The organism is Cupriavidus taiwanensis (assembly GCF_900250075.1).
Taxonomy (GTDB): Bacteria; Pseudomonadota; Gammaproteobacteria; order Burkholderiales; family Burkholderiaceae; genus Cupriavidus; species Cupriavidus taiwanensis_C.
On record NZ_LT977071.1, the window covers coordinates 2,716,920 to 2,738,708 of the forward strand.

The 21,789-nt window shown below is 69.7% G+C and carries 17 protein-coding genes; 3 read left to right on the forward strand and 14 right to left on the reverse strand.

What is annotated here, in order from left to right:
• Nucleotides 1–131: 131 nt before the first annotated feature.
• A complete protein-coding gene (locus CBM2588_RS28525; RefSeq protein ID WP_115683582.1) occupies nt 132–956 on the reverse strand; it encodes a substrate-binding domain-containing protein in 825 nt (274 codons plus the stop codon).
• Between the two features lie 39 nt (nt 957–995).
• Nucleotides 996–1,958, reverse strand: coding sequence for a Bug family tripartite tricarboxylate transporter substrate binding protein (locus tag CBM2588_RS28530; RefSeq protein WP_115683583.1), 963 nt, complete (start codon nt 1,956–1,958; stop codon nt 996–998).
• 124 nt (nt 1,959–2,082) lie between these two features.
• Between CBM2588_RS28530 and CBM2588_RS28535 the strand changes: the two genes are divergently transcribed.
• Together CBM2588_RS28535 and CBM2588_RS28540 are read left to right on the forward strand one after the other, a co-directional pair.
• Nucleotides 2,083–2,985 carry a LysR family transcriptional regulator gene (locus tag CBM2588_RS28535; protein WP_115683584.1) on the forward strand — a complete coding sequence of 301 codons (903 nt, stop codon included), beginning with the start codon at nt 2,083–2,085 and terminating at the stop codon, nt 2,983–2,985.
• Between the two features lie 257 nt (nt 2,986–3,242).
• Entirely contained in the window at nt 3,243–4,187 is a 945-nt protein-coding gene (locus tag CBM2588_RS28540) for a DUF808 domain-containing protein (RefSeq protein ID WP_115683585.1), read from the forward strand.
• 271 nt (nt 4,188–4,458) lie between these two features.
• On the opposite strand, the gene CBM2588_RS28545 is transcribed toward CBM2588_RS28540, so the two are convergent.
• From CBM2588_RS28545 to CBM2588_RS28560, 4 genes are all read right to left on the reverse strand, one after another.
• A complete protein-coding gene (locus CBM2588_RS28545; protein ID WP_172583685.1) occupies nt 4,459–4,623 on the reverse strand; it encodes a hypothetical protein in 165 nt (54 codons plus the stop codon).
• 131 nt (nt 4,624–4,754) lie between these two features.
• A complete protein-coding gene (locus tag CBM2588_RS28550; protein WP_147298451.1) occupies nt 4,755–5,957 on the reverse strand; it encodes a hypothetical protein in 1,203 nt (400 codons plus the stop codon).
• Nucleotides 5,958–6,096: 139 nt separating this feature from the next.
• Nucleotides 6,097–8,025 (reverse strand): adenylate/guanylate cyclase domain-containing protein, encoded by a 1,929-nt coding sequence (locus CBM2588_RS28555; RefSeq protein ID WP_115683587.1) that lies wholly within the window; start codon nt 8,023–8,025, stop codon nt 6,097–6,099.
• Nucleotides 8,013–9,368: a FecR family protein gene (locus tag CBM2588_RS28560; RefSeq protein WP_172583686.1), complete on the reverse strand. Its 1,356-nt coding sequence runs from the start codon at nt 9,366–9,368 to the stop codon at nt 8,013–8,015. The genes CBM2588_RS28555 and CBM2588_RS28560 overlap by 13 nt, the downstream gene beginning before the upstream one ends.
• A gap of 215 nt (nt 9,369–9,583) precedes the next feature.
• On the opposite strand from CBM2588_RS28560, the gene CBM2588_RS28565 reads away from it, so the two are divergent.
• Nucleotides 9,584–10,303: a Crp/Fnr family transcriptional regulator gene (locus CBM2588_RS28565; RefSeq protein ID WP_111516780.1), complete on the forward strand. Its 720-nt coding sequence runs from the start codon at nt 9,584–9,586 to the stop codon at nt 10,301–10,303.
• On the opposite strand, the gene CBM2588_RS28570 is transcribed toward CBM2588_RS28565, so the two are convergent.
• Genes CBM2588_RS28570 through CBM2588_RS28605 form a run of 8 tightly spaced genes read right to left on the reverse strand, consistent with a single transcriptional unit; the run spans nt 10,267 to nt 21,779 of the window.
• Nucleotides 10,267–12,696, reverse strand: a complete 2,430-nt coding sequence (locus CBM2588_RS28570) for a glycosyltransferase family 4 protein (protein ID WP_115683589.1) — start codon at nt 12,694–12,696, stop codon at nt 10,267–10,269. The two genes, CBM2588_RS28565 and CBM2588_RS28570, sit on opposite strands and share 37 nt — an antisense overlap.
• A gap of 48 nt (nt 12,697–12,744) precedes the next feature.
• Complete coding sequence (locus CBM2588_RS28575) at nt 12,745–13,770, reverse strand: glycosyltransferase family 4 protein (RefSeq protein ID WP_115683590.1); 1,026 nt, start codon at nt 13,768–13,770, stop codon at nt 12,745–12,747.
• Nucleotides 13,767–15,365 carry a methyltransferase domain-containing protein gene (locus CBM2588_RS28580; protein ID WP_172583687.1) on the reverse strand — a complete coding sequence of 533 codons (1,599 nt, stop codon included), beginning with the start codon at nt 15,363–15,365 and terminating at the stop codon, nt 13,767–13,769. The genes CBM2588_RS28575 and CBM2588_RS28580 overlap by 4 nt, the downstream gene beginning before the upstream one ends.
• Nucleotides 15,355–16,635: an ABC transporter ATP-binding protein gene (locus CBM2588_RS28585; RefSeq protein WP_115683592.1), complete on the reverse strand. Its 1,281-nt coding sequence runs from the start codon at nt 16,633–16,635 to the stop codon at nt 15,355–15,357. The genes CBM2588_RS28580 and CBM2588_RS28585 overlap by 11 nt, the downstream gene beginning before the upstream one ends.
• 1 nt (nt 16,636) lies before the next feature.
• Complete coding sequence (locus CBM2588_RS28590) at nt 16,637–17,416, reverse strand: ABC transporter permease (RefSeq protein WP_115683593.1); 780 nt, start codon at nt 17,414–17,416, stop codon at nt 16,637–16,639.
• Nucleotides 17,417–17,450: 34 nt separating this feature from the next.
• The gene (locus tag CBM2588_RS28595; protein WP_115683594.1) at nt 17,451–18,950 is read right to left on the reverse strand and encodes a mannose-1-phosphate guanylyltransferase/mannose-6-phosphate isomerase; all 1,500 of its coding nucleotides are present in this window, start codon (nt 18,948–18,950) and stop codon (nt 17,451–17,453) included.
• A complete protein-coding gene (locus CBM2588_RS28600; RefSeq protein ID WP_172583688.1) occupies nt 18,937–20,436 on the reverse strand; it encodes a TolC family outer membrane protein in 1,500 nt (499 codons plus the stop codon). Before CBM2588_RS28600 ends, CBM2588_RS28595 begins: the two co-directional genes overlap by 14 nt.
• Nucleotides 20,436–21,779, reverse strand: coding sequence for an HlyD family type I secretion periplasmic adaptor subunit (locus tag CBM2588_RS28605; protein WP_115683596.1), 1,344 nt, complete (start codon nt 21,777–21,779; stop codon nt 20,436–20,438). The genes CBM2588_RS28600 and CBM2588_RS28605 overlap by 1 nt, the downstream gene beginning before the upstream one ends.
• Nucleotides 21,780–21,789 lie beyond the last annotated feature (10 nt).

Sequence of the window (21,789 nt, forward strand, 5' to 3'; positions counted from 1 at the left end):
CCGGCCGACGTCCGCCTCCGGCCGGCTAGCGCAAATACGTGCACGCGCACGGCGCGCACTTCGAGGCGGACATCACTGCGCTGGGGTACGGCCAGGACTGCATCGGGTCCCTGCCCGGAAGGCAACCTGGCTCAACGCTTCTGCCCCTGCCCCAGCTCCGGGGGCGCCGGGGGCGGCAGCGGCGTGGCCACGGGCTCCAGCCCGGTGCTGCTGACGATCGATGCCGCCGCCGGCGAGGCCAGGAATCGGATGAAGCGGGACGCTGCCGCGCTTTGCCGGCCCGCGACCGTTCCCGCGGAAAAGAACACCCTCTGCTGCAGCTCGGCGGGCAGCGGCCCCACGTAGTCCAGTTCCTTGAAGGGCAGCAGCTCGCTGACCTGCTGGAAGCCGATCTCGGCATCGCCCCGCGCCACCACGGCGCCGACGCGCTCGCTGTAGATCTTGCGCGCCTTGCCCTGGACCTGCTCGGCGACGCCAAGCCGGGCGAACAGCTCGGTGGAGAGGTAAGTCCCGCTGGCACTGGCGGAATAGGCGATGGACTTCGCGTTGAGCAGGGTCTGCTTCAGCGCCTCGGCCGTGCTGATATCCGGCTTGGGCGTGCCCTTGCGCACCGACATGCCGATCAGCGAGCGCGCCAGGTCGACCCGGCTGCCGGCGGCCACCTTGCCTTGCTCGACCAGCTTGTCCAGGCCCGAGTCCGCCAGGATCACGACATCGAAGCTCTCGCCGCGCGCCAGCCTGCTGGGGATGGAGTCGGGCGCATTGCCCATCGACGCGCCATAAGCGGTGATGACACGGTCCTGCGTGGCGGCCTCGTACAGCGGCACCAGTTGCTGGTAGGCCGCGGTAAAGCCGCCCGAGGTGATCACGCGGATCTCGTCGGCCCAGGCTGGCGCGGCCAGCCATAGCATGCATACCAGCAACGCGTGCCTGCCGGCAAGGATGTTCAGTTTCATGTGGTCTCCTCTGGTTCAGTATTGCGGCGCTGCCGCGCGTCAGTCTTCTTTCATGTTGGCGGCGCGCGCAATCGGGCCAAGCCGCGCTTTCTCACCGGCAAGGAACTTGGTGAAGTCGGCGCGGGTCCCGCCCATCGGCTGGATGCCTTGCGGAATCAGCCTGGCCCGCAGTTCAGGCGACTTGATGGCGGCATCGATGGCCTTGTTCATCTTGTCCAGGATCGCGTCGGGGGTACCGCGCGGCGCGAAGACGCCGGACCAGTGACCGATGAAGACGCCGGGATAGCCGAGTTCCGCGGTGGTGGGCACGTCCGGCATGGCGGCAATGCGCGTATTCCACGTCGACGCGATCGCTCGCAGCTTGCCCCCCTTGACCTGCGGCAGCACCACGACGCTGGCTTCGGAGGTCGCGTCCACCTGCTTGCCCACCACGGCGACCATGCCTTCCGAGCCGCTCTTGTAGGGAATGATCTCGAGTCTTGCGCCAGTGGCCAGTTTCAGCATTTCCGCCACGAAGTGCGGCGTGCTGCCGGTTCCCGCCGTGGCGAAATTCAGGCTCTTTGCGCTTTTGCTGCTGGCCACCAGGCTCTTGAGGTCCTTGATCGGCGAGTCGGCGGACACCACGATGACGGACGGGCTGACGGCCAGCATGGCCACGGGCACCAGATCCTGCTCCTTGTACGGGAGGTGGGACTTGATCATGGCGTTGGTGATCACGCCGGCGGCCGGTGCCAGGAAGGTGTAGCCGTCCGGGGCGGACTTGGCTACGTAGTCGGCACCCAGCACCGAGCCGGCGCCGGGCTTGTTCTCGACAACGATGGGCTGGCCAAGCTGCTTCGACGCCGCTTCGGCCACGGCGCGTGCCACCAGGTCGTTGGCGCCGCCGGGACCGAACGGCACCACGAACTTCACAGGCTTTGCGGGCCAGGCATCAGCCCAGGCGGAAAGGGTGCATGCGCTCAGCGTCAGGGCGAGCGCGAGATGGCGGACGGCGGGTTTCAAGGCAGGTCTCCGGGATGCGTATTGTGTCTGCGCTTTTCGGCACGACACGACGTCCCGATCAGGCATTGCAAGGGTAGTCACGCGCGACTATTCTGTGAATTGCAATGTTCTGATGATTTCATGCATGTCGCGCATCAATTTCGCCCTTGAAGATTTGCAGGCCTTTGTCGCAACCGCTGAAAAGGGCAGTTTCCGCATGGCGGCCGAGGCGCTGCATATTTCGCAACCCGCGCTGAGCCGGCGCATCGAAAAGCTGGAAACAACGCTGGGTTCGCGCCTGCTGGACCGGACCACGCGTCGGGTGGAGGTGACCCATGTCGGCCGCAAGTTCCTGGAAGAAGCCCGTGCCGCGCTCGATATCCTGGACCACGCTGTGTTCCGGCTCGGCGACGAAGCAGCGCTGCAACGCGGCCTGGTGACCGTGGCCGCGATACCGTCTGCTGCCCTGCATTGCCTTCCCCACGCGATCCGCGCGTTTGCCGGGCGGCATCCCGGCGTGCGCGTGCGCGTGGTCGACGAAAGCGCCAGCAGCGTACTGGCCAGCGTGCTGTCCGGAGAATCGGATTTCGGCCTTAACTTCATGGGCGCGCAGGAGCCCAATATCGACTTTCTCGCCATCCGCGCCGAACGCTACCGGCTGGCAATGCGCCGCGACCACGCATGGGCCGGCCGCGAACGCGTGGCCTGGCAGGAACTGGCCGGACAACGGATGGTCAGCGTGTCCCGGCACAGCGGCAATCGCGCCCTGATCGAAAACGCCATCGCCCATCTGGAACAGCGGCCGACCATTCACTACGAGGCCAACCACGTCGTGGGCGTGCTCGCGCTGGTCGAGGCCGGCCTTGGCATGGCCGTGCTGCCCGGCATGGCGGTGCCGCCAGATCATCCACGGCTTTGCGCCGTGCCGCTGGTCGAGCCGGATGTAGACCGCGTACTGGCGCTGATACGCCGTCGGGACAAGCCACTGCAGCCCGCAGCGCAGGCGTTGTACGAGACCATCGCGTTGTCGATGGCGGGTGATGCATGACGAAGGGGCCGGCCGGCGAGGTGCTCGCCGGTGCCGGACCGAACCCGTGTTCTACAATCTCGCCGGCTGCACCGGAAACCACACGGTACCGACGGCCCGCCCATGCGTCATGGCCACCATCGCCGACGCCAGGCGGCGAGCCGCTCAACCGGCGGCCGGTACGAAACCTGCTTGCACGACCCACGACACCGAGGAGCATGACCTGATGACAAACCGGCTGCATGAGCGGCAGCACTGCCGCGCGCGGAGGCCCTGACATGGCTGGTTCGAGCTTGCTGGTATTGATCGACGACATCGCCACCATCCTGGACGATGTCGCGGTCATGAGCAAAATGGCGGCCAAGAAGACCGCGGGCGTGCTGGGCGATGACCTGGCGTTGAACGCGCAGCAGGTCAGCGGCGTCAGGGCGGAGCGTGAACTGCCGGTGGTATGGGCGGTTGCGCTCGGGTCGATCCGCAACAAGGTGATCCTGGTGCCGGCGGCGCTGGCAATCAGCGCCTGGGCGCCCTGGGCCGTGGTGCCATTGCTGATGGTGGGCGGTGCGTTTCTTTGCTACGAAGGCTTTGAAAAACTGGCACACCGGTTCCTGCACAGCAAGGCCGAGGACGCCGCACACCACGCACGGGAAGTCCAGGCCGTCTCGGATCCCGCCGTCGACATGGTGGCGTTCGAGAAAGAGAAGATCAAGGGCGCGGTCCGCACCGACTTCATCCTGTCGGCGGAGATCATCGTGATTTCGCTGGGCACCGTCGCCAACGCGCCCTTCGGCCAGCGGCTCGCCGTCCTGTGCGCGATCGCGGTCATCATGACGGTCGGCGTCTATGGCCTGGTGGCCGGCATCGTCAAGCTCGACGACGCGGGCCTGTACCTGAGCAAGCAGGCGTCGGCGGGGCTCCGCGCGCTGGGCCAAGGCTTGCTCCGGCTGGCACCGTGGCTGATGAAGATCTTGTCGTTTGCCGGGACGGCGGCAATGTTCCTGGTGGGCGGCGGCATCCTGATGCACGGCATTCCGGCGATGCACCACGTGACCGAAGCCACGGCGCTGGCGGCGGCAGGAGTGGCGGCAATCGGCGGTGTGCTGGCGGTGCTGGCGCCGGTGTTGCTGGACGGCATTGCCGGCATCGTCGCCGGCGGGGTGGTGCTGGCGGCGGTAAGCGTGGTGAAGGCCGGCATGCGGGCGTTGCGGCCTTCGGCGCGCTAAGTGCGGCGGCCGGGCGCACTGTCGATGCGGCGGTTGACCCCACCTTGGTGGGATCTCGCACAGAACTGCCTGACGGTGTGACAGGTATCACCGACGTGGCCGGCATCCCCGCCTAGAATGCCGCGTAACGGTCGTCTACACGGCCGTTAATCCCCGCATTTTCCGCCAGTTGCTCCCCGGGCACTGGCGGCATTTTTTGCGTGCTGCGCCAGCCTGCCCTGAGGATGGAACCCGTGGCAGCCACGCCGCCGAGCGCACGGCAGCGTCCGGCTCAGTGCATCCAGTAGCCAGCAGCCAGCGCCACGGCAACGGCAACGGCAACGGCAACGGCAACGGCCAGCACGATAAGGACAGGCACGGTGCGGTTGCGGCGGGCCCGCCGCGGATAGCGATGGAATTCGCCCAGGCCGCCGTTGGTCAGTTTTTCCCAATCCATGAGACGCGCAAAGTTTCCATGTCAGGCGCAGCAGGCGATTGTGGCAGCGCGGGCCGCATGAAAATGTGTCCGCCGGCACAATCTCCGCCAGAACCGACTCTGCCTGCGGCATCGCATATTGCCCGCGCCGCTCAGAAGTCCATCAGCACGCCGGTGCTGACGGTGCCGGCACGATAGCGGAACAGGGGGATGGAATCGTCAGATTGCTGGTACAGGCCCTGGATATAGAACGAGAGATCCGGCGCATGGCGATAGGTGTAGCGCAGCAGGACCTGGCTGAGCACCTGGCGGCGGCGCGTGTCGCCGAACAGCGCGCGAAAGTACGGCTGGCGATCGCGCAGTTCCTGGCGCTGCGCGAGCGCCACCACCAGGTGGCGCGGTTGTGGCAGCCATGTCAGGGTCGCCAGGATGGCGTAGCCATCGCGGTCGCCGCCAGCGCGCTCGTAGCGCGCGAGGTCGCGGATGACGCCGACGGCGGCCGACACCTGCAGGTTCGGAGCGAGGTCCAGGCGCCCGCGCAAACGCAGGTCGTGGCGGCGCGCATCGAAGGCATGGCCGTCGGGATAGCGGTCGAGCGCCATGCTGGTATCGATGCCGACCCGGTAGGGCTTGCCGGCCAGCTGGCGCTCCGGCAGCCAGTAGCCCAGCAGCCCGCTGGCGCCATACTGGTAAGGCCGCCCGCCTAGCCAGGTATAGCCGAGCGCGGCCTGCCCCTCCACCAGGCCGGCGCCGGTTTCGCGGCCATAGTGGGCGGCCAGGCTTGCGCCGTACTGGCTATAGTCCTGCCGCTGGGCGTATTGGCGGAGCGAGGCGCCAACGGACACGTTCAACCCTTCGACCCCGCCGGTTCCCCAGTTCACGCTGCCGTCCATGCCGGCAAAGCGGTCGGCCTGTGCCAGCTGGGACGGCTGCAGCAACAGGTATGGCACCGGCGCCCCGGGCGCCAGCGGCACCAGCGGATCCCCCGGGCCATAGTTGGCGTTGGTGGTGTAGCCGGCCAGCAGTGAAATCTGGCCGCGCAGGCGCGGGTCCGGGCGCTTGCATCCGCCCCGCACGTAGGAGTCGATCAGCACCCGGATGGCCGGCGGCACATCGGTGCCCGCCTGCAGCTGGGAGAACTGCGTGAAAGCGCGTTCGCGCTCGCCCAGTTCGCACAGGGCAATGGCGATATCGAGCCGTGCGCCGGCGTGCGGCAGGGGCAGCCGCTCGACATCGAGCAGCAGCTGCCGCGCCGCGTCGAAGTCGCCGTCGCGCATCGCGCCATGGACGCGCTGGTAGAAGGACTCGTAGGCGCCGCCCGCGTCGAAGGCCGCCGCCGGCAAATCTGCCCCCATGCCCGCGGGGGATCCCGGCTGGTGCGGCGCCGCCCGATCGGGCATGGCCGGCCGCGCGGGAAGCAACGGCTGGGCCGCGGCACCGCACGCCCACACCAGCATTGCGCACAGACTCGCCCGCGTGCACCGGGCACGCGCATCACGCAACAGCCGGCTCCGACAGGTCGAAAGGCTGTGGGCACGGCCGCCCGCGGACCGCGTAGATCTGCTCGGCCCGGCTGCGTCCGCGCAGGCGCGCGCGACCAACCGGCTTCAGTACGTGGCCTTGTGCCAGGGCCGCGGTCCCCTCGCCCACCAGGAGGTCGGCCGAGACCGCCTTGCACAGGTCCTGGAGCCGCGACGCGATGTTGACCGTGTCGCCGATGGCCGTATAGCTCTTGCGCAGCGGCGAGCCGATCTCGCCCACCACAGCGTCGCCGCTGTGCAGCCCGATGCAGACCCGCACCGGCGCCAGCCACGGGCATGCCGCCTGCAGCCGCGCGTTCAGCGCCGGCATGCCGGACAAGATGGCGCAGGCGCAGGCCAGGCCGCGATCCGCGTGATCGGGCTGGTCGAGCGGTGCGTTCCAGAACGCCATCACCGCATCCCCGATGTACTTGTCGACCGTGCCGCCAGCGGCATGGATCTGCGCGGTCAGCGCTTCCAGCACGATCTCGGTCACCTTGACCAGCCGTTCCGGGGCCATGGTTTCGGCCAGCGCGGTGTAGCCCTCCATGTCGGCGAACAGCACGGTCACGGTCCGGCGCATGGGCAGCATCGCCTCGTAGCCGCGTTCGCGTAGCAGGGCTTCCATCACCGCCGGCGGCAGGTAGCGGCGGAAGCGGCGCTGGAACTGCCGCGCCTGCGCGCGCGCCAGCGCCCACTCAGCGGGCGCTTGCAAGACCAGCAGCAGGATCGCGGCCACCACGGGCAACACCGCTGCGCGCCCCGCGGCGCCCGGCGGCAATCCCAGCAGCACCAGCAGCCATAACCCGGCCATGCCGGTCAGGGCGCCATAGCTTGTCAGCAGGTTGCCGCCGCGCGACAGCCACGCTAGCCCGAGCACGGTAGCCACGGTCCAGGCCCAGCCCAGCCACGGCAACACCAGCCGCGGCGAGGGCGCGGCGGCCTCGGCCAGCAGCCAGTCGAGCATTTCGGCATGCGCCATCACGCCCGGCAGACGAGGGTCATGCGGGCTGACGACATGGTCCGACAGGCCCAGCGCCGATGCGCCGACCAGCACATAACGTCCCGCCAGCGCCTGCGCCGGCACGCGTCGGGCCAGCACGTCGACCGCGCTGAATACCGGGAACCCTTCGCTCGCATGGCGCCACGGGATGGGCACGAAGCCATCCGCCTCCCTGGCCTGCGCCAGCAGCGGCGCCAGCGTGGTCCAGGGCAGCGCCGCGGGCAAGCCGGGCCTTGCGCACAGCAAGGCGGCCGCGGCCAGCATCGGATACTGCTGCCCGGCATAGCCGATCACCGGCGCCATGCGCCGCACCACCCCGTCGGCGTCCACCTGGGGCGTGATATGGCCGACGCAATCGCCAGGAGCGGCGGCGAAGAAGTTGCCGAGATGGCCCGTCGCCGCCGGGGCCTCTGCCAGCCCGCCCCGCGCCGACGGCTCGGCGGGTCCCGGCAGCGCGCCGCCGGGGTGGCCGGCGCGTGCCGTTTGCTGCGTCAGGTAGAAGGCCTGTGAAAACACCATCCGGTGCCGTCTGGCAAGCGCAAGCAAGGCGGCATCGGCGGCGGCGTCCCGCGGTTCGGGGAACACCATGTCCAGGGCGACCACGCGGGCTCCGTGCCGGGTGAAGAGTTCTCCCGCCAGCCCGGCCACGACTTCGCGCGGCCATGGCCAGGGCCCGACGATGTCCAGGCTGGCCTCGTCGATCTCGACCACCGCGACATGCGCCGACTGGCCCGCGGACGGTCCCAGCCGCCAGCGCAGGTCGGCCATCAGGTCCTCCAGGCGGTGAAACCAGCGCGGCGACCACATGCCGCTGCCGAGCAGCGCGCAGGCGCCCAGTACCACGGCAAACAGACCCGGACGCAGCCAGCCGCGCGGCGTGGCCGCGCCTAGCGCCCCCAATTTGTCGCCCCGACAGCGGTCTGCCCGGAGGCGCCGATCTCGCTGCTGAACAGGTAGCCGGCCTGCGCCGCATCGGTGCCGGCCAGCGCGCCGCGCACGGTGGCGTTGCCCGCCGCCTGGTCGCTGCGCAGGATGCCGTCGCCCGTCACCGAGCCTTGCGCACGCATCTGGTGGCGGAGCTGGCCGGTGCTGACGGTCAGGCTTGTGTCGAAGCGGCGCTTGGCGAAATCGATCACCAGCGAGGGATCGGCGACGGTCGCCGCGGTCGCCTTGCCGTCGCCCACCACGTAGGCCTCGGCCCCCTTCAGCTGGAAGCCGAACACGCCCGTGACCGGCATCGTCATCGGCTCGCGCGTGTCGCGCACCATGGCGAAGGGGCCGAAGCCGCCCATCGCCACAATGTCGCGCACGCCGGCGCGCAGGTTGTCCAGGCTGGTATCCGCGGGCAGGTTGGCCAGGGCCTGGTAGCGGCCCCAGAACAGCTTCTGCGCCTCCGGCGGGGCGGGCGGCGGCGGGCGCACCACCGGCGGCTCCGGCACGGGCGCGGGAGCCGGGCGCGGCTCGGGCAGCGACCTGACGGCGTCGCCGAATGCGATCTCGTTGGCGGTGACCACCGCCGGGGAGCTCACCGCCGAGGTCTTGACCTGTCCGCCGGCGACGCTCCCCTCGTCCTTGCCGGGGGGCGCCACCGCCTCCGGCGACAGGTGCTGGAACTGCGGCCCGAGCAGCGTCGGCTGGGTCTCGCCATGGCGCAGCTGCAGGATGCTGCCGCCGGCCTGGCTCGACAGCCCCATGCCGCCATCGCACGGGCCCATGTCCGCGGGCCGGCAGCCTGCAAGGAACGGGGACATCACAATGCCGCCGGAACGCACGCTGGCACGCGTGGTGCGGGCGTCGGTGAAAACCGAGAAGTCAGTGCCGCGGATGCCGATCGCCGCCACCGGGGTGTTCATGCGGAAGCGCTCCCGCGCCGCCTGGGCGCCTTCGCCGGAGATGGTGCGCACCACGCCGCGGTTCAACCTGAGCTTGATCCGGGTATTGGCGGGCGCGGCGCTGTCGTAGGCGTAGGCCTCGATGGTCAGGCTGGAGTTCGGGCGCAGGCTGACAAAACCGCGGTCCACCGTGTTGACGTAGACATAGCCGTCGCTGCCGGTCTCCAGCGTCACGCCTTCGTGCAGCGCGCTGCCGGCCTGCAGCGGCTGGCGCTGGCCATGCGCCTCGACCCAGGCGCTGCCGGCCACCACCGCGATCTTGCCCACCTCGGCCGGTCCCTGCGCCCATGCCAATACCGCCCAGCCGATCGACAGGCAGCCGATCAGCATTCCCCGGATCATCGTTTTCATTGCAACCCCTTCTGACTTCGGTGCGGCCCTGGGGACGCACGCCGGCCCCTGTGCGGGTCGCCCCGGGGGCTCCCGCATCGTCGACAGGCTGGCGATGATGATGACCGAGCCATGCCCGGTGCTTTGTGACAGGAGTCACAAACGCGGCCAACGCGGACGTGTTAGCTTGGATGTGGGGTGACAGCTATGTAACGTCCATGTCTAGAATTTCAGCAATGAAGCCGCTTGAGCTGCTCAGGCGACAACGTCTCCTGGCCGGCCTGGATGACGAAACGCTGCTCGAGCTGCAGGCCGAGATCCGGATCCAGCGGTTTCGCAAGCGGGAATTTGTCGTTCACCACGGCGCCGCCGGCGATTCGCTGATGATGCTGCTGAGCGGCCGGCTGCAGGTCATCGCACTGGCGGAGGACGGGCGCGAAGTGGGGCTAGATTTCGTCGAGCCCGGCGACTATTTCGGGGAGCTGTCCATCATCGACGGCCTGCCCCGCTCCGCCTCGATCGTCGCCAGCGTCGATTCGCTGGTCGGCTTCCTGCCCCGGCAGAAGGCGAAGTGGTTGTTCTACAACCACCCCAGCGTGATCGAAACACTGCTGCAGAAGCTGTGCAACACGATCCGCCAGGCCTCCAGCTACCGTTCGATGCTCGGCATGAACCGGGCGTACTCGCGCGTCTATGCGATCCTGATGAGCGCCGCGCGCAACCCGACCGGCAACCTGGTCACGATCGAGAACCTGCCCAACCAGCAGGGCATCGCGATCATGGCCAATGTCAGCCGCGAGACCGTGTCGCGCGCGATCCACGCCCTGGTCAGCACCGGTATCGTCCAGAAAGACCTGCGCCGGCTGATCGTGCGCGAGCCGGTCATCCTGGAAAAGCTGGCCAAGGGCGAAGCCGAGATTCAGGTACGTAAGAAGCCCGAGGCAAAGGCGGCGTAGCGTTCGCCGATCTTGCGCCAGTCGCCGCTCGCGGCGACCTTGGCGCGCGCCGACGCAACCAGCGCGCCGTGGCGGCCGGCGTCGAGCGCGTGCGCGGCGCACAAGGCGCCGGCGAGGTCGTCGGCCTCGATCGGCACGAAGTCCTCCCACGCGGTCAGGCCGCTGCCGCGCGCGCCGAACGCCGTGCTCAGCACCAGCAGGCCGCTGGCCGTGTACTCGGCCAGCTTCAGGTTGGTGCCGGAGCCGGCCCGCACGGGATTGAGGCCGTAATCGGCCAGGCCGAGCCACAGCGACTTCTCGGCCGCATCGACCACCCCGAGCATGGCGACATTGCCGGGCCGCGCATCGGCGTCGATCATGCCGCAGACCGAGCCCATGATGGCAAAATCCAGCGCCGGGCTGCGCGCGGCGGCCGCCAGCACCAGCAAGGCGGCTTCGAGATTGGGTCCATGGGCACTGCCCATGAACAGGGCCAGTGGCCGTTCCTTGCCCAGGCGGTGCCCGCGGGCGTGGCGCTCGGCAACCGCCACGAACGGCGTCTCGGCGATCTCGATGCCGTTGGCCAGCACCGCCACCGGCGTTCCGTCGAGCTGGTACAGCTCGCGCAGCCGCTCGGCATCGAGCTCGCTGCAAGCGGTCACGCCGCACGCCTGCTCGGCGCACTGGCGCTCGAAGTGCCGCACCAGCTGGGCCGCCCACGCGTGCCGGCCATACATGCCCGCCTTCAGGTCGTACTCGACATTGTGCGCCTCGTACAGGTGCGGACGCGGCGCGCCGGCAGCCTGCAAGGCGGGGAAGCCGTACGGATGCGCGCAAACCGACAGCTCCGCGGTGCGCAGCTGCTCGCGCAGCGCCTCGAGCCACTGCGGCACGCTGTCGGGGTGCATGGCGGCGGCCAGGTCGCCCGCCGACACGCCAAGCTTTTGTTCGAGGTCGCGGGCCTGCTCGCGCAGGCGCGGCGTCACCGGCACCACCTCCTCCACCACCCCCGGCGCCAGCGGCCTGGCATGGCGCGGCATGGCGGTGTCCGCCAGGTTGACGAAGCGCACCTCGAACGCCTGCGCCAGGTGGCGGTACAGGCCGAACAGCCGCAGCTTGCCGCCGCTGACCACCGGCTCGACCGGGAACGTATTGACCACCACGATGCGGGGCTTGGCCGGGCGTGCCACATGCGCCGCGCAGGGCGCCGGCGCGCACGCCGAAGCAGCAGCGGGGGCGGCACCGGACAGCAACCAGTCGCCAAAAGCCTGCCAGTGGATCGCCGCCGCGCGTTCGCGCGCGCGCCGGCCCATCGCGGCGACGCCGGCCGGGTCCGCCGCAAGCCGCGCGATGGCCGCGCCTAGCGACTGCGCGTCGGGGGCCGCGATCACGCCATTGACGCCATCCTCGATCAGCTCGGTGGGTCCGCCGCTGTCGCTGACGGTCAGCACCGGCCGCCCGCACAGCATCGCCTCGAGCGTGATCAGGCCATAGTCCTCCTGGTACGGCACGAAGGGCACGAATGCCGCGCCAGCATAGGCCCGGGCCAGTTCCGCATCGGTCAGCCGGCCCAGGAACTGAATGCCGTCGTGGCACGCCGCGCGCGCGCGCAGGGCCTTTTCTTCCGGGCCGGCGCCGGCGATGCGCAGCGGCAGCGTCGCGCCGCTGCGCTGATAGGCATCGATCAGCAAGTCGATACGCTTGCCACCCACCAGCCGGCTCGCGGTGAAGATGCCGGCGTCGTCCGGCAGCGCGGCGGGCGCCAGTCCTTCCAGCCCGGTCGGGTGATGGCACACCTCGACCTGGCAGCCGGCCGGAAAATGCGACGCACGCTCGCGCACCGTGCGCGAGATCGCCGCGTAGCGCCGGATATGGCCGGGCTGCATGCCGATGCGGTCGAGCAGGTGCACCACCGCGCGCGCGAACGTGCCGGGAAAATGCAGCAGTTCCGGCGGCGCATCCGCGCGCGTCAGGGCGGCCAGCAGGGTCTCGGCCACCTCCGCGGCATCCAGGTTTTCGCCGCCGTGGCCCGCCAGCAAGGCGGCCTCCAGTCCCGGCGGCAGCCGCAGGCGCGCCACCGTGGCGGCGTCCGGCGGGCGCGCCAGGTGCGCCGGGCAAGTGTCATAGAGGCCGCGCAGCTTGTGCTGCAGGTAGACCATATGGTTGGGATGCCGGACCATCCACGCCGGGTACTTGGTGCTGATGACGAGGTCGAAATGGCTCAGGTCCAGGCGGGCGAAGGTGCGGTAGCTGCCGATCAGCTCGATCAGGTTGCGCTCCGGGCTCGGCAGCTTGATCAGCTCGGCCACCACGCCCGCACGCCGGTTCAGTTCGCGCAGCATGCCCCACCAGAGGTTCTCGGCGCCGCCGATGATAAAAGGCACCGGACTCGGTGCCACGATCGCTACTCTCATGTGTTCCGCTCTACCATGATGTGGTCAGTTGTCTTCACGGTGGGCCACTCACGAGGTCAGCGTCGCGACCACGTGTTCCCAGCCGATGCCGCGCGCCAGCAGCATCTGGCGGCCGGCCACGCCCATCTCGGCGGCCTGCTCCGGACGCGCCGCGATGGCCTCCAGCGTCGCGGCCAGCGCGTCCGGGTCCGGCGGCACCACCCAGCCGTTTTCCCCGTGCCGCACGAACTCGAGCGGCCCGCCGCCGTCGCTGCAGACCACCACCGGCTTGGCGGACAGCATCGCCTCGAGCGGCACATAGCCGTAGTCTTCGTCGCGCGCGGGAAAGCACACGGCAAGGGCGCGGGCGTAGAAGTGCAGCTTCTCCTGTTCGCTGATCTCGCCCAGCAGCGCCACGCGGTGGCCCACGCCCAGCGCCTCGATCCGCTGGCGCAGCATTTCCATCTGGCCGCCGGTGCCGGCCAGCACGATCGACAGGCCGCCACGCAGCCGCGCGGCGGCCTCGACCAGCAGCGCCTGGCGCTTGAGCGTCTCAAGCCGGCTCGGCATGAAGATGAACGGCAGCGCCGCTTCGCAGCGGAACTGCCCCACCAGCGGCGGCGGGTGATAGAGCGGCTCGGCTTCGATCTGGTTGTACTGCCACAGCCGCTGCGCCACGCGCTGCGAGTTGGCAAAGCGCCGGCGGGTGCGGGCAAGGCTGGCGTTGTCGAAGGCGATCACACGCTCGCGCAGGCGCCGCAGCGGCGGCGTGGCCGCGGCTTCGGCATACAGGTCGTACACGGCGCGATGCTGGTGCATCACCCACACGTGGTGATCCGGGTGCGCAAGCCCCCAGCCCGGGAACTGCAGGCTGATCACGCGGTCGATCTCGACGCCGTTGGGGCGATGCATATCGAGCGCGGCTGCGTGCGCCATGGCCTGCTCCACGGCGTGCTCCGGCCCGAAGCGAAACGGCAGCCGCAGCACCTCGAGCGTGTGCCCGGCCTCGCGCAGCGCGGCGGCGAGATTGGCGATGTGGTACTCGGCGCCGCCGTGCAGGAACGGCACCAGGTTCGCGGTCAGCAGGATCTTCACGGTGCGGCGGCTTCGTGCGGCGGCGCCGGCGTGGCCTTCGGCAGCAGCGGCTTGCGCGCGATCATGGCGTAGTCCTGCGGTCCGCACAGGTGGCCGTTGACACGTTCGGTCAAGGGGTCGTCGCCGGGCACCTTGGCCGCTGCCGGATAGGGATTGAGCCGCAGCACCTGCGGCGCCTCGAAGCCGTGGAATGCCAGCAGGAACGACAGCGACGTCGGCGTGACCGGATTGCGGTGGGAGAAGTCGTGATAGAAGGTATGGCTGCCCACCAGCAGGTTCTCCGGATTCGGCGTCTCGATCAGGATCGAGCCGCCCGGCGCCAGCACCCGCGCCGCGTTGGCGATCATCGCGTACAGCACTTCGAAAGGCAGATGCTCGACCACATGGAACGCCGTCACCGCGCCCAGCGCGGCGGCCGGCATGCGGGCCATGGCCTCAACGCCATCGCAGGCGTCGACCTCCAGGCCGCGGCCGCGGCAGAACGCCACCATGGTGCTGTTGAGATCGACGCCGCGCGCCGGAATGCCGCGCTCGGCCAGCAGTTCCAGCCATTCGCCGCGTCCGCAGCCGATGTCCAGCACCGGGCCGGGTGCCGCCTTGCGCAGGGCCTCGATCCAGTCGTCATAGGCGGACAGCTTGCGGCGGATCTCTTCGCGCGAGCCGCGGTTCGCGTTCTCGAAGGCCATGTAATAGGCTTCGATCTGCGCGCGCAGGTCCGCGCCGGGCGCGGCCTCGCCATGCACGTTGTCGCCACCGCCGTGGTGGGGCAGCAGGCCTGGCACGGGCGGCGCGGTGCGGCGCTCGCCCATGCGCGACAGGCGCTCATGGGTCAGCTCGGCCGAGAGCTTGTCGAGCTGGTCTTCCAGCACGTCGAGGCGCGCGCGCGCGTCGCGCTGTTCGCGCAGGGCATTCAGCACGCTGCCCGCGACCGCCTCGATCGGCTTGCGCCAGGCGCGCTGCGCGCGCAGCATGCCGTCGCGTTGCCGCTGCAACGCATCGGCAAGCCAGATCCCCGCCGCCTCGCGGCTGGCCAGGCGCTGCTCGTAGCGGCCGAAGGCGCGCCGCGCCGGTCCGCCCAGGCCCAGCCGTACCGCGACGCGGGCCGCCAGGTACCGTGCCAGCAGTCCGGCGCCGCCGGCCAGCCGTACGCCGCGGCGACGGCCCTCGGCCGAGCCGCGCAGCTGTGCCACGACCCACAGCCGGCTGCCAGTCAACGCCAGCACCGCCGCGTAGTGCGCGGCGCCGGCTTCGTCGGGCTCGCGTCCCAGCAGCAGGCGGTAGGCCTGCCCGACAAACTCCGCGCGCGGGATCGACAGCAAATGGACCGGGTGCAGCACACCGTCCGCGCCGGCATAGCCCAGTTCCGGCAGCGCCGGCTCGGGCAGGCTCAGGTAGTCCGCGGACAGCGGATCGAGCGCGCTGGCCTTGCCATCGGCCGCGGCGGCCTCGGCGCGCACGCGGGCGACCAGCGCCTCCAGCGCCGCGCGCGCCTGCTCCCGCGCCTGGTCCGCGCAAGCGGCGTCCGCACCTGGCGCGGGCCCGGCCGGCGCGACCGGTTCAGTGGGCTCGGATGGCGCATATCGCTCATGAAGCAAAGGGAATCTCCTTGTCGGCACCGGCACCGGCGCGCACGCCCTGCGGCGTCTGGCTGAAGCTGACCGGCAGCTCGCACACCCCGGCGAAGGCGCAGGAACCAAATGCCGACACTTCGAACTCGAGTGCGTTGTCCAGCCAGTGCTGGCAGTTGTGAAGGTGGGTCAGCTCCGAGTGCACCGCGAGCGTGACCGAATAGCTGCCCGGCGCCAGCCGCACCGGGAAATCGAAGCGGCATTCCGACACCGTGCCGCGGCGGAACTCGACCCGGCGCCCCAGCAGTCCGGTATTGGTGCCGAACATGTCCTGGCCGAAGCGGTCGCGCAGCAGGAAGCCGACGTTCAGCGCCACATTGTCGTCCGAGGCCACGGCAAGCCGCAGGCTGACCGCATCGCCGCAGACAAACTTGCGCGATGCCCGGCCTTGTCCGTCATGCAGCGTGGCGGCCACGATGCGCGTGCGCCGTTGCCCGTAGTCGCGGTCGCCATCGCCGTCGTCGTCGCGCGCCGTCATCTGCATGTCGGCGGGCACCCCGGCGATCAGCCGGAAATAGCGGCTCACGGCCTGCTCCGGCGGGCCGTCGAACAGCAGCCGGCCCGCTTCGAGCACCACCGCGCGATTGCAGACCAGCTTGATCGCGTTGACATCGTGCGAGACAAAAAGAATGCCGCCACCCTGCTCCCGGTACTCGCGGATCCTGGCGATGCACTTCTGCTGGAAGCGGGCATCGCCTACCGACAGCGCTTCGTCGACGACAAAGCAGTCCGGATCCGCGTGAATGGCGATGGCAAAGCCAAGGCGCATCGTCATCCCTGACGAGTATGTGCGCACCGGGGCATCGATGAACGGCCCCAGCTCGGAGAACGCGATGATGGCATCGCGCTTGCGCCGCACTTCCGCCGCGTCCATGCCCAGCAGCCGGGCATTGACGTCGATGTTGTCGCGCCCCGACAGGTTGGGATCGAACCCCGTGCCCAGTTCCAGCAGGCCGGTGACCCGGCCCGCATGCCGGACCGTGCCGGCATCGGGCAGCAGTACCCCGGTGACCAGCTTGAGCAGCGTGGACTTGCCCGCGCCGTTGCGCCCGATCACCCCGACTGCGTCGCCCGGCCGGACTTCCAGGCTGACGCCATCGAGCGCCTGGTGGTCGCGGTGGCAGGCCCGTCGCAGCAGCGCCTCCCTGAGCCGGTCCGCGGGGGTTGCGTAGAGGCGGAACGCCTTGCTGACGCGCGTCAGCGCGAGCAGCGGCGCCGTGGATGCAGTGCCCGGCATGTCAGAGCAAGTCCCGTAGTTCACGTTCCAGCCGCCGCTTCATCCAGCGCGCGGCCAGCAGCAGCGCGGCCGCCAGCAGCGCCAGTGCCGCCAGCGGGGCCGGCGCCGGCAAGCGGCCGCCGAGGATGATGACGTGGACCGCGTCGATGGCCCAGTACGCCGGGTTGAGCACCAGCAAGCCGCGCGCCCATGGCGGCAGGATCTCGGGCAGGTAGACCACCGGAGTCATCCAGAATCCGAACTGCAGCGCGACCACCACGATATGGCGCACGTCCGGCAGGAACACCTCGAGCATGCCGAGCACGATGCCGACACCGTAGGCGAACGCGCCCAGCAGCCCGACCACCGCCGGCAGCGCCAGCCAGGCCGGGTTGAACGGAAAGCCGATCACGGCCAGGTAGGCGGCATAGAGCGCCATCGATATGCCGTAGACCACCAGTTCCACCGCGACCACGTGCAGGGGCATCAGCCCCAGGCTTACCGGTACCTTGCGGATCAGGTGTGCCTTGGCGGTGTAGACCGTGGACAGGCGCGACAGCGTGTTGGCGAACAGGTTCCACGCCAGCATCCCGCCGATCAGGTACACGGTATAGGCGTAGGGGCTGCCGTCGCTGCCGAGCCGCGCCCGCATCAGGTGCGAGAACACGGTACTGAACACGATGATAAGGCACAGCGGGTGGATGATCAGCCAGGCCATGCCGAACAGCTGGCCCTGCTGGCGGTCCACCAGCTCCTGCCGCGCGAACAGCAGCATCGTTGAAAGTGCCTCGCGTCTTGCCATGGTCCTTGTTCCCTCGTCTGCGCGACCGGCCACTTCAGGCGTGGTGCGCCGAAGCCGGCGCCGTGCCGGCTTGCGCCGGCGCACGGCCATAGTTGTCCTCGAAGCGCACGATGTCGTCCTCGCCCAGATAGTTGCCGCACTGCACTTCGATCAGCACCAGCTCGCCGCTGCCGGGGTTGTGCAGCCGGTGCTTCTGTCCCGCGGGAATGTAGGTGGACTGGTTGGCCAGCAGCCGCGCGTGCTGCGTGCCGTTCTCGACCAGCGCTTCGCCGGACACCACGATCCAGTGCTCGTAGCGATGCGCGTGCAGCTGCAGCGACAGCGACTGGCCGGGCGCGACCACAATGCGCTTGACCTTGAAGCGCTCGCCCTCCACCAGCACGGAATACGCGCCCCAGGGCCGCCGCACCGTCCGATGGTGCCGGTAGGCGTCATGCCCTTTGCGCTGCAGCGCGGTGACGATGTGGCGTACATCCTCGGCATGCTCGCGGTGCGCGACCAGCAGCGCGTCCTCGGTGTCGACGATCATCAGGTTGTCCAGGCCGACGGCACCGACCACGCGCTCGCTGCGGATAAAGCAGCGGCGGGTGTTGTGCAGCACGGCCTCGGCGCTCACGCTGTTGCCCTCGCCATCCTGCGGCAGCAGCGCGCTCACGCTCGACCACGAACCGACATCGCTCCAGCGCATGGTGTTGCGCACCACGGCCACGCGCTGGGAGCGCTCCATCAAGGCAAAATCCAGCGACTGGGCGCGCACCGCCTCGAACGCCGCCGGGTCAAGCTCGAGCGACAGCTGGTCGCCGGCGCGCAGTTCGCGGCCGCCGCGGACACTGCCGGCGGCCTGGTCGACGATATCCGAGGCGTAGCGCTGCAGCTCGGCCAGCACGGCGCCGGCCGAGAAGCAGAACATGCCCGAGTTCCACAGGTAGTCGCCGCTGGCCAGGTAGGCCTTGGCCAGCTCCAGCGCGGGCTTCTCCACGAAGCGGCACGCCAGGTGCGCCGACTCGCCCGCCGCGCCGATGCGCGGCCCGGCCTGGATGTAGCCATAACCGGTTTCCGGCGCGGTAGGCGCCACGCCGAACGTGGCCAGCCACCCCTGGCGCGCCACCGCCGCCGCCGCCGTCACCGCTTCGACGAAACTCTCCAGCGGCTCGATCAGGTGATCGGCGGGCAGCACCAGCATCAAGGCATGATCGCCGTGCCGGCGCGCCACCCAGCTCGCTGCCGCGGCAATGGCCGCGGCGGTGTTGCGGCCGACCGGCTCGAGCAGGAAGCTGCATGGCATGGCTCCCGCGGCGCTGCGCGCGAACGTGTCGCGAGCGAGAAAGTAGATGTCGCGGTTGATGACGGTCACCACCTCCTGCACGCCCGGCAGGGCCGCCACGCGGTTGAACGTCTTCTGCAGCAGGCTTTCGCCATCCGCCAGCGTCATCATCGGCTTGGGAAAGGTCTCGCGCGAGACCGGCCAGAGCCGGGTTCCGGCGCCGCCGGAGATCACCACCGGGACCAGTACCGGCAGGTCAGTGTTGTCCATGTCTGGGTTCTCCAAAGGGCTTGGTGATGACGGCCGACGCATCCGGGGCGCGGCTTGCTGTTCTGCGCGCTTGCCGCTCGGGCCGCTCGGGCCGCTCCAGCTGTACCGTCGCGGCGTGGCCCGAAAACTGCGCACTGGCTTCGCGCACGTCCTGCTCGGTAAGCAGGCCCGCCGCAAACCGCAGCCGCAGCCGCGTGACGACGTTGGTATAGCGGGCGCGGGCCAGGTTGCGGCGCGCGGTATGCAGCTGCTGCTGCGCATTGAGCAGGTCCAGGTTGACGCGCATGCCCGCGGCGATGCTCAGGCGCGTCGCGCGCAGCAGTTCCCGCGCGGCCTGTTCCGCCTGTTCGTAGGCGCCGACCTTGACCACGCTGCTGAGGGCCAGGTCGAACTGCTTGCGCACTTCGTCCGTGACCTCGGTACGACGCCCGTCGAACTCCGCCATCGCCTTGCGGTAGCCGGCCTCGGCCTGGCTGACCTGGGCGCTGACGGCACCGCCGCTGAACAGCGGCACGGCCACCTGCAGGCCGACGTACGCGGTGTCGTACTTGGTGTTCAGCGTGTTGACGGTTTCCGACTTGTTCTCGCCGTAGCTGGCCACCAGGTCGACCCTGGGCAGGTGGCCGGCACGCGCGCGGCCGATATCCTGCCGCGCCGCCTCCACGCCGTGCTCGCGCGACTGCAGCTCGGGATTGTTGGCGATGGCGGCATCGGTCCAGTACCCGATATCGGCCGGCACCGGTCCCAGCGCGCGGAACTCCGGCGACAATGTCGCCAGCAGCCGGTCCTGGCCGCCCTCGCTGGCTCCGAGGATCGCGTCCAGGCGCTTGCGCGCGGCGGTCAGGCCGTCGCGTGCCTCGATCACCTGCGCCACCGCGAGGTCGAGCCGGGCCTGCGTCTCGACGATGTCGGTGCGCGTACCCTCGCCCTTGTCGAAGAAGCGGTAGTTCTGTTTCAGCTGTTCCTGCAGCGCGTCGCGCTCCGCTTCGGCCAGTGCGATCACGTCGTAGGCCTCCAGCACCTCGGTGAAGGCCGTGGTCACGCGCAGCGCCAGTTCCTGGCGCCGGCTGTCGAACAACGCCGCGCTGGCCTGCGACTGCGCTTCGCCCTGGCGGAAGCGCGACCAGTAGTCCCAGTTGAACAGCGGCTGGCGCAGCTGCACCGCGCCGCTGTAGCTGCGATAGAACTCGGTGGTGGTCTGGTCGCCGAGGCGCGGCCCGGCATAGCGGGTGATGTCCGAACGGTTGCGCGCCCAGTTGTAGGTGAACTGGATCTGCGGCAACAGGAAGGACCGCCCGATCACGCGGTACTGCTCGCCGGCGGCGGCCTCTTCGACCGCCGCGCGAAAGCGGGGATCCTGCGCGAGCGCCAGGTGATAGGCATCGAACAGCGACATGGCCTGCGCGGCGGCGCCACCTGGCGCGCACAGCAGGCAAGCGGCGGCGAGCGTGGCCAGCACGCCGGTTCCAGCACGAACGAGGCGCATCATTCCTCCGTCAGCGCCGTTCTCGCGCGATCGGCCACCGGCTTGAACAGATAGCTCAGCATGGTGCGCTCGCCGGTCTTGATGAAGACTTCCACCGGCATGCCGGGCCGGACCTGGTGGCCGGCGAGCCGGTCCATGCCGTCCGGCGTCACCTGCGCGCGGATCTTGTAGTACGGCGCGCCCTCTTCTTCGGTCAGGCGGTCCGCCGACACCACCGAGACCGTTGCCGGGATGCGCGGCGTGCGGCTCTGGTTGAACGCCGTGAACATCAGTTCCACCGGCAGGCCGCTGGTGACCTTGTCGATCAGGTTGACCGGCACCCGCGCCTCGACTTCGAGCGGCTCGCCGTCCGGCACCACGTCCATCAGCCGGGCGCCGGGCGCGACCACGCCGCCCTGGGTAAAGATGGCCAGCCCCACCACCGAGCCCGACACCGGCGCGCGCACCTGCGTGTTGGCGACGTCGAAGTCAAGTCCCTCCAGCCGGCTGCGCAGCATGCGCACATCGCGCTGGGCTTCGCCCAGCAGCGTCCGCACCTCCTTCTGCTCCTGCTCGCGGCGAAGGCTGGCGCGTATGCGCAGTTCGGTGAGCTGGCTTTGGGTGCGGCCGATGGTGCCAAGATCCGCCGAGATCTCGCCATTGACCTGCGCGTAGAGGCGCTCGGTGTCGAGCAGACGGTTGCGTGGCATGTAGCCTTCGCGCGCCAGCTCACGCATGTTTTGCAGCTGCTCGCGCAGTGCGGCCAGCTGCTGCTGCTTGTTCTGGCGCGCATCGCGCAGCCCGCTCAGCTGTGATTGCAGCCCGGTGATGCCCTCGGCAATGGTGCCAAGCTCCTTCTGCAAGGCCTGCCGGCGCGAGGCAAAGAGTTGCCGCTGCACGGCGATCACCTCGGCCACGCCCGGATCCGATGCCGCCTCGCGACCGATCTCGCCGAAGTCGATGTCGGCAAGGCCGTCGCGCTCCGCCAGCAGGCGCACCTCGACCGCACGCGCGGTGAGCAGCTGCGCACGCGTCGCCTCGGCCTGCGCGCGCGCCTGCGTATGGTTCATGGTGACGAGGACCTGCCCGGTCCTGACCTTGTCGCCGTCCCTGACCAGGATCTTCTCGACAATGCCGCCGCTCGGGTGCTGGACCACCTTGCGGTTGCCCGAGACGATGACGGTACCCGCCACCGGCACGCCCTTGTCCAGCGGCGCCAGCGCCGCCCACAACAGGAAGCCTCCCAGCCCGGCGGCGATGACGGTCCAGCCGATGCGGCTGTAGCGGCGCGCGGGAACCGCGGGCGCAGATGGCTGCGCGGCGGCGACGGCCGGCGGCAGCGACGATGCATGATCGAAAGGCATGGCGATTCAG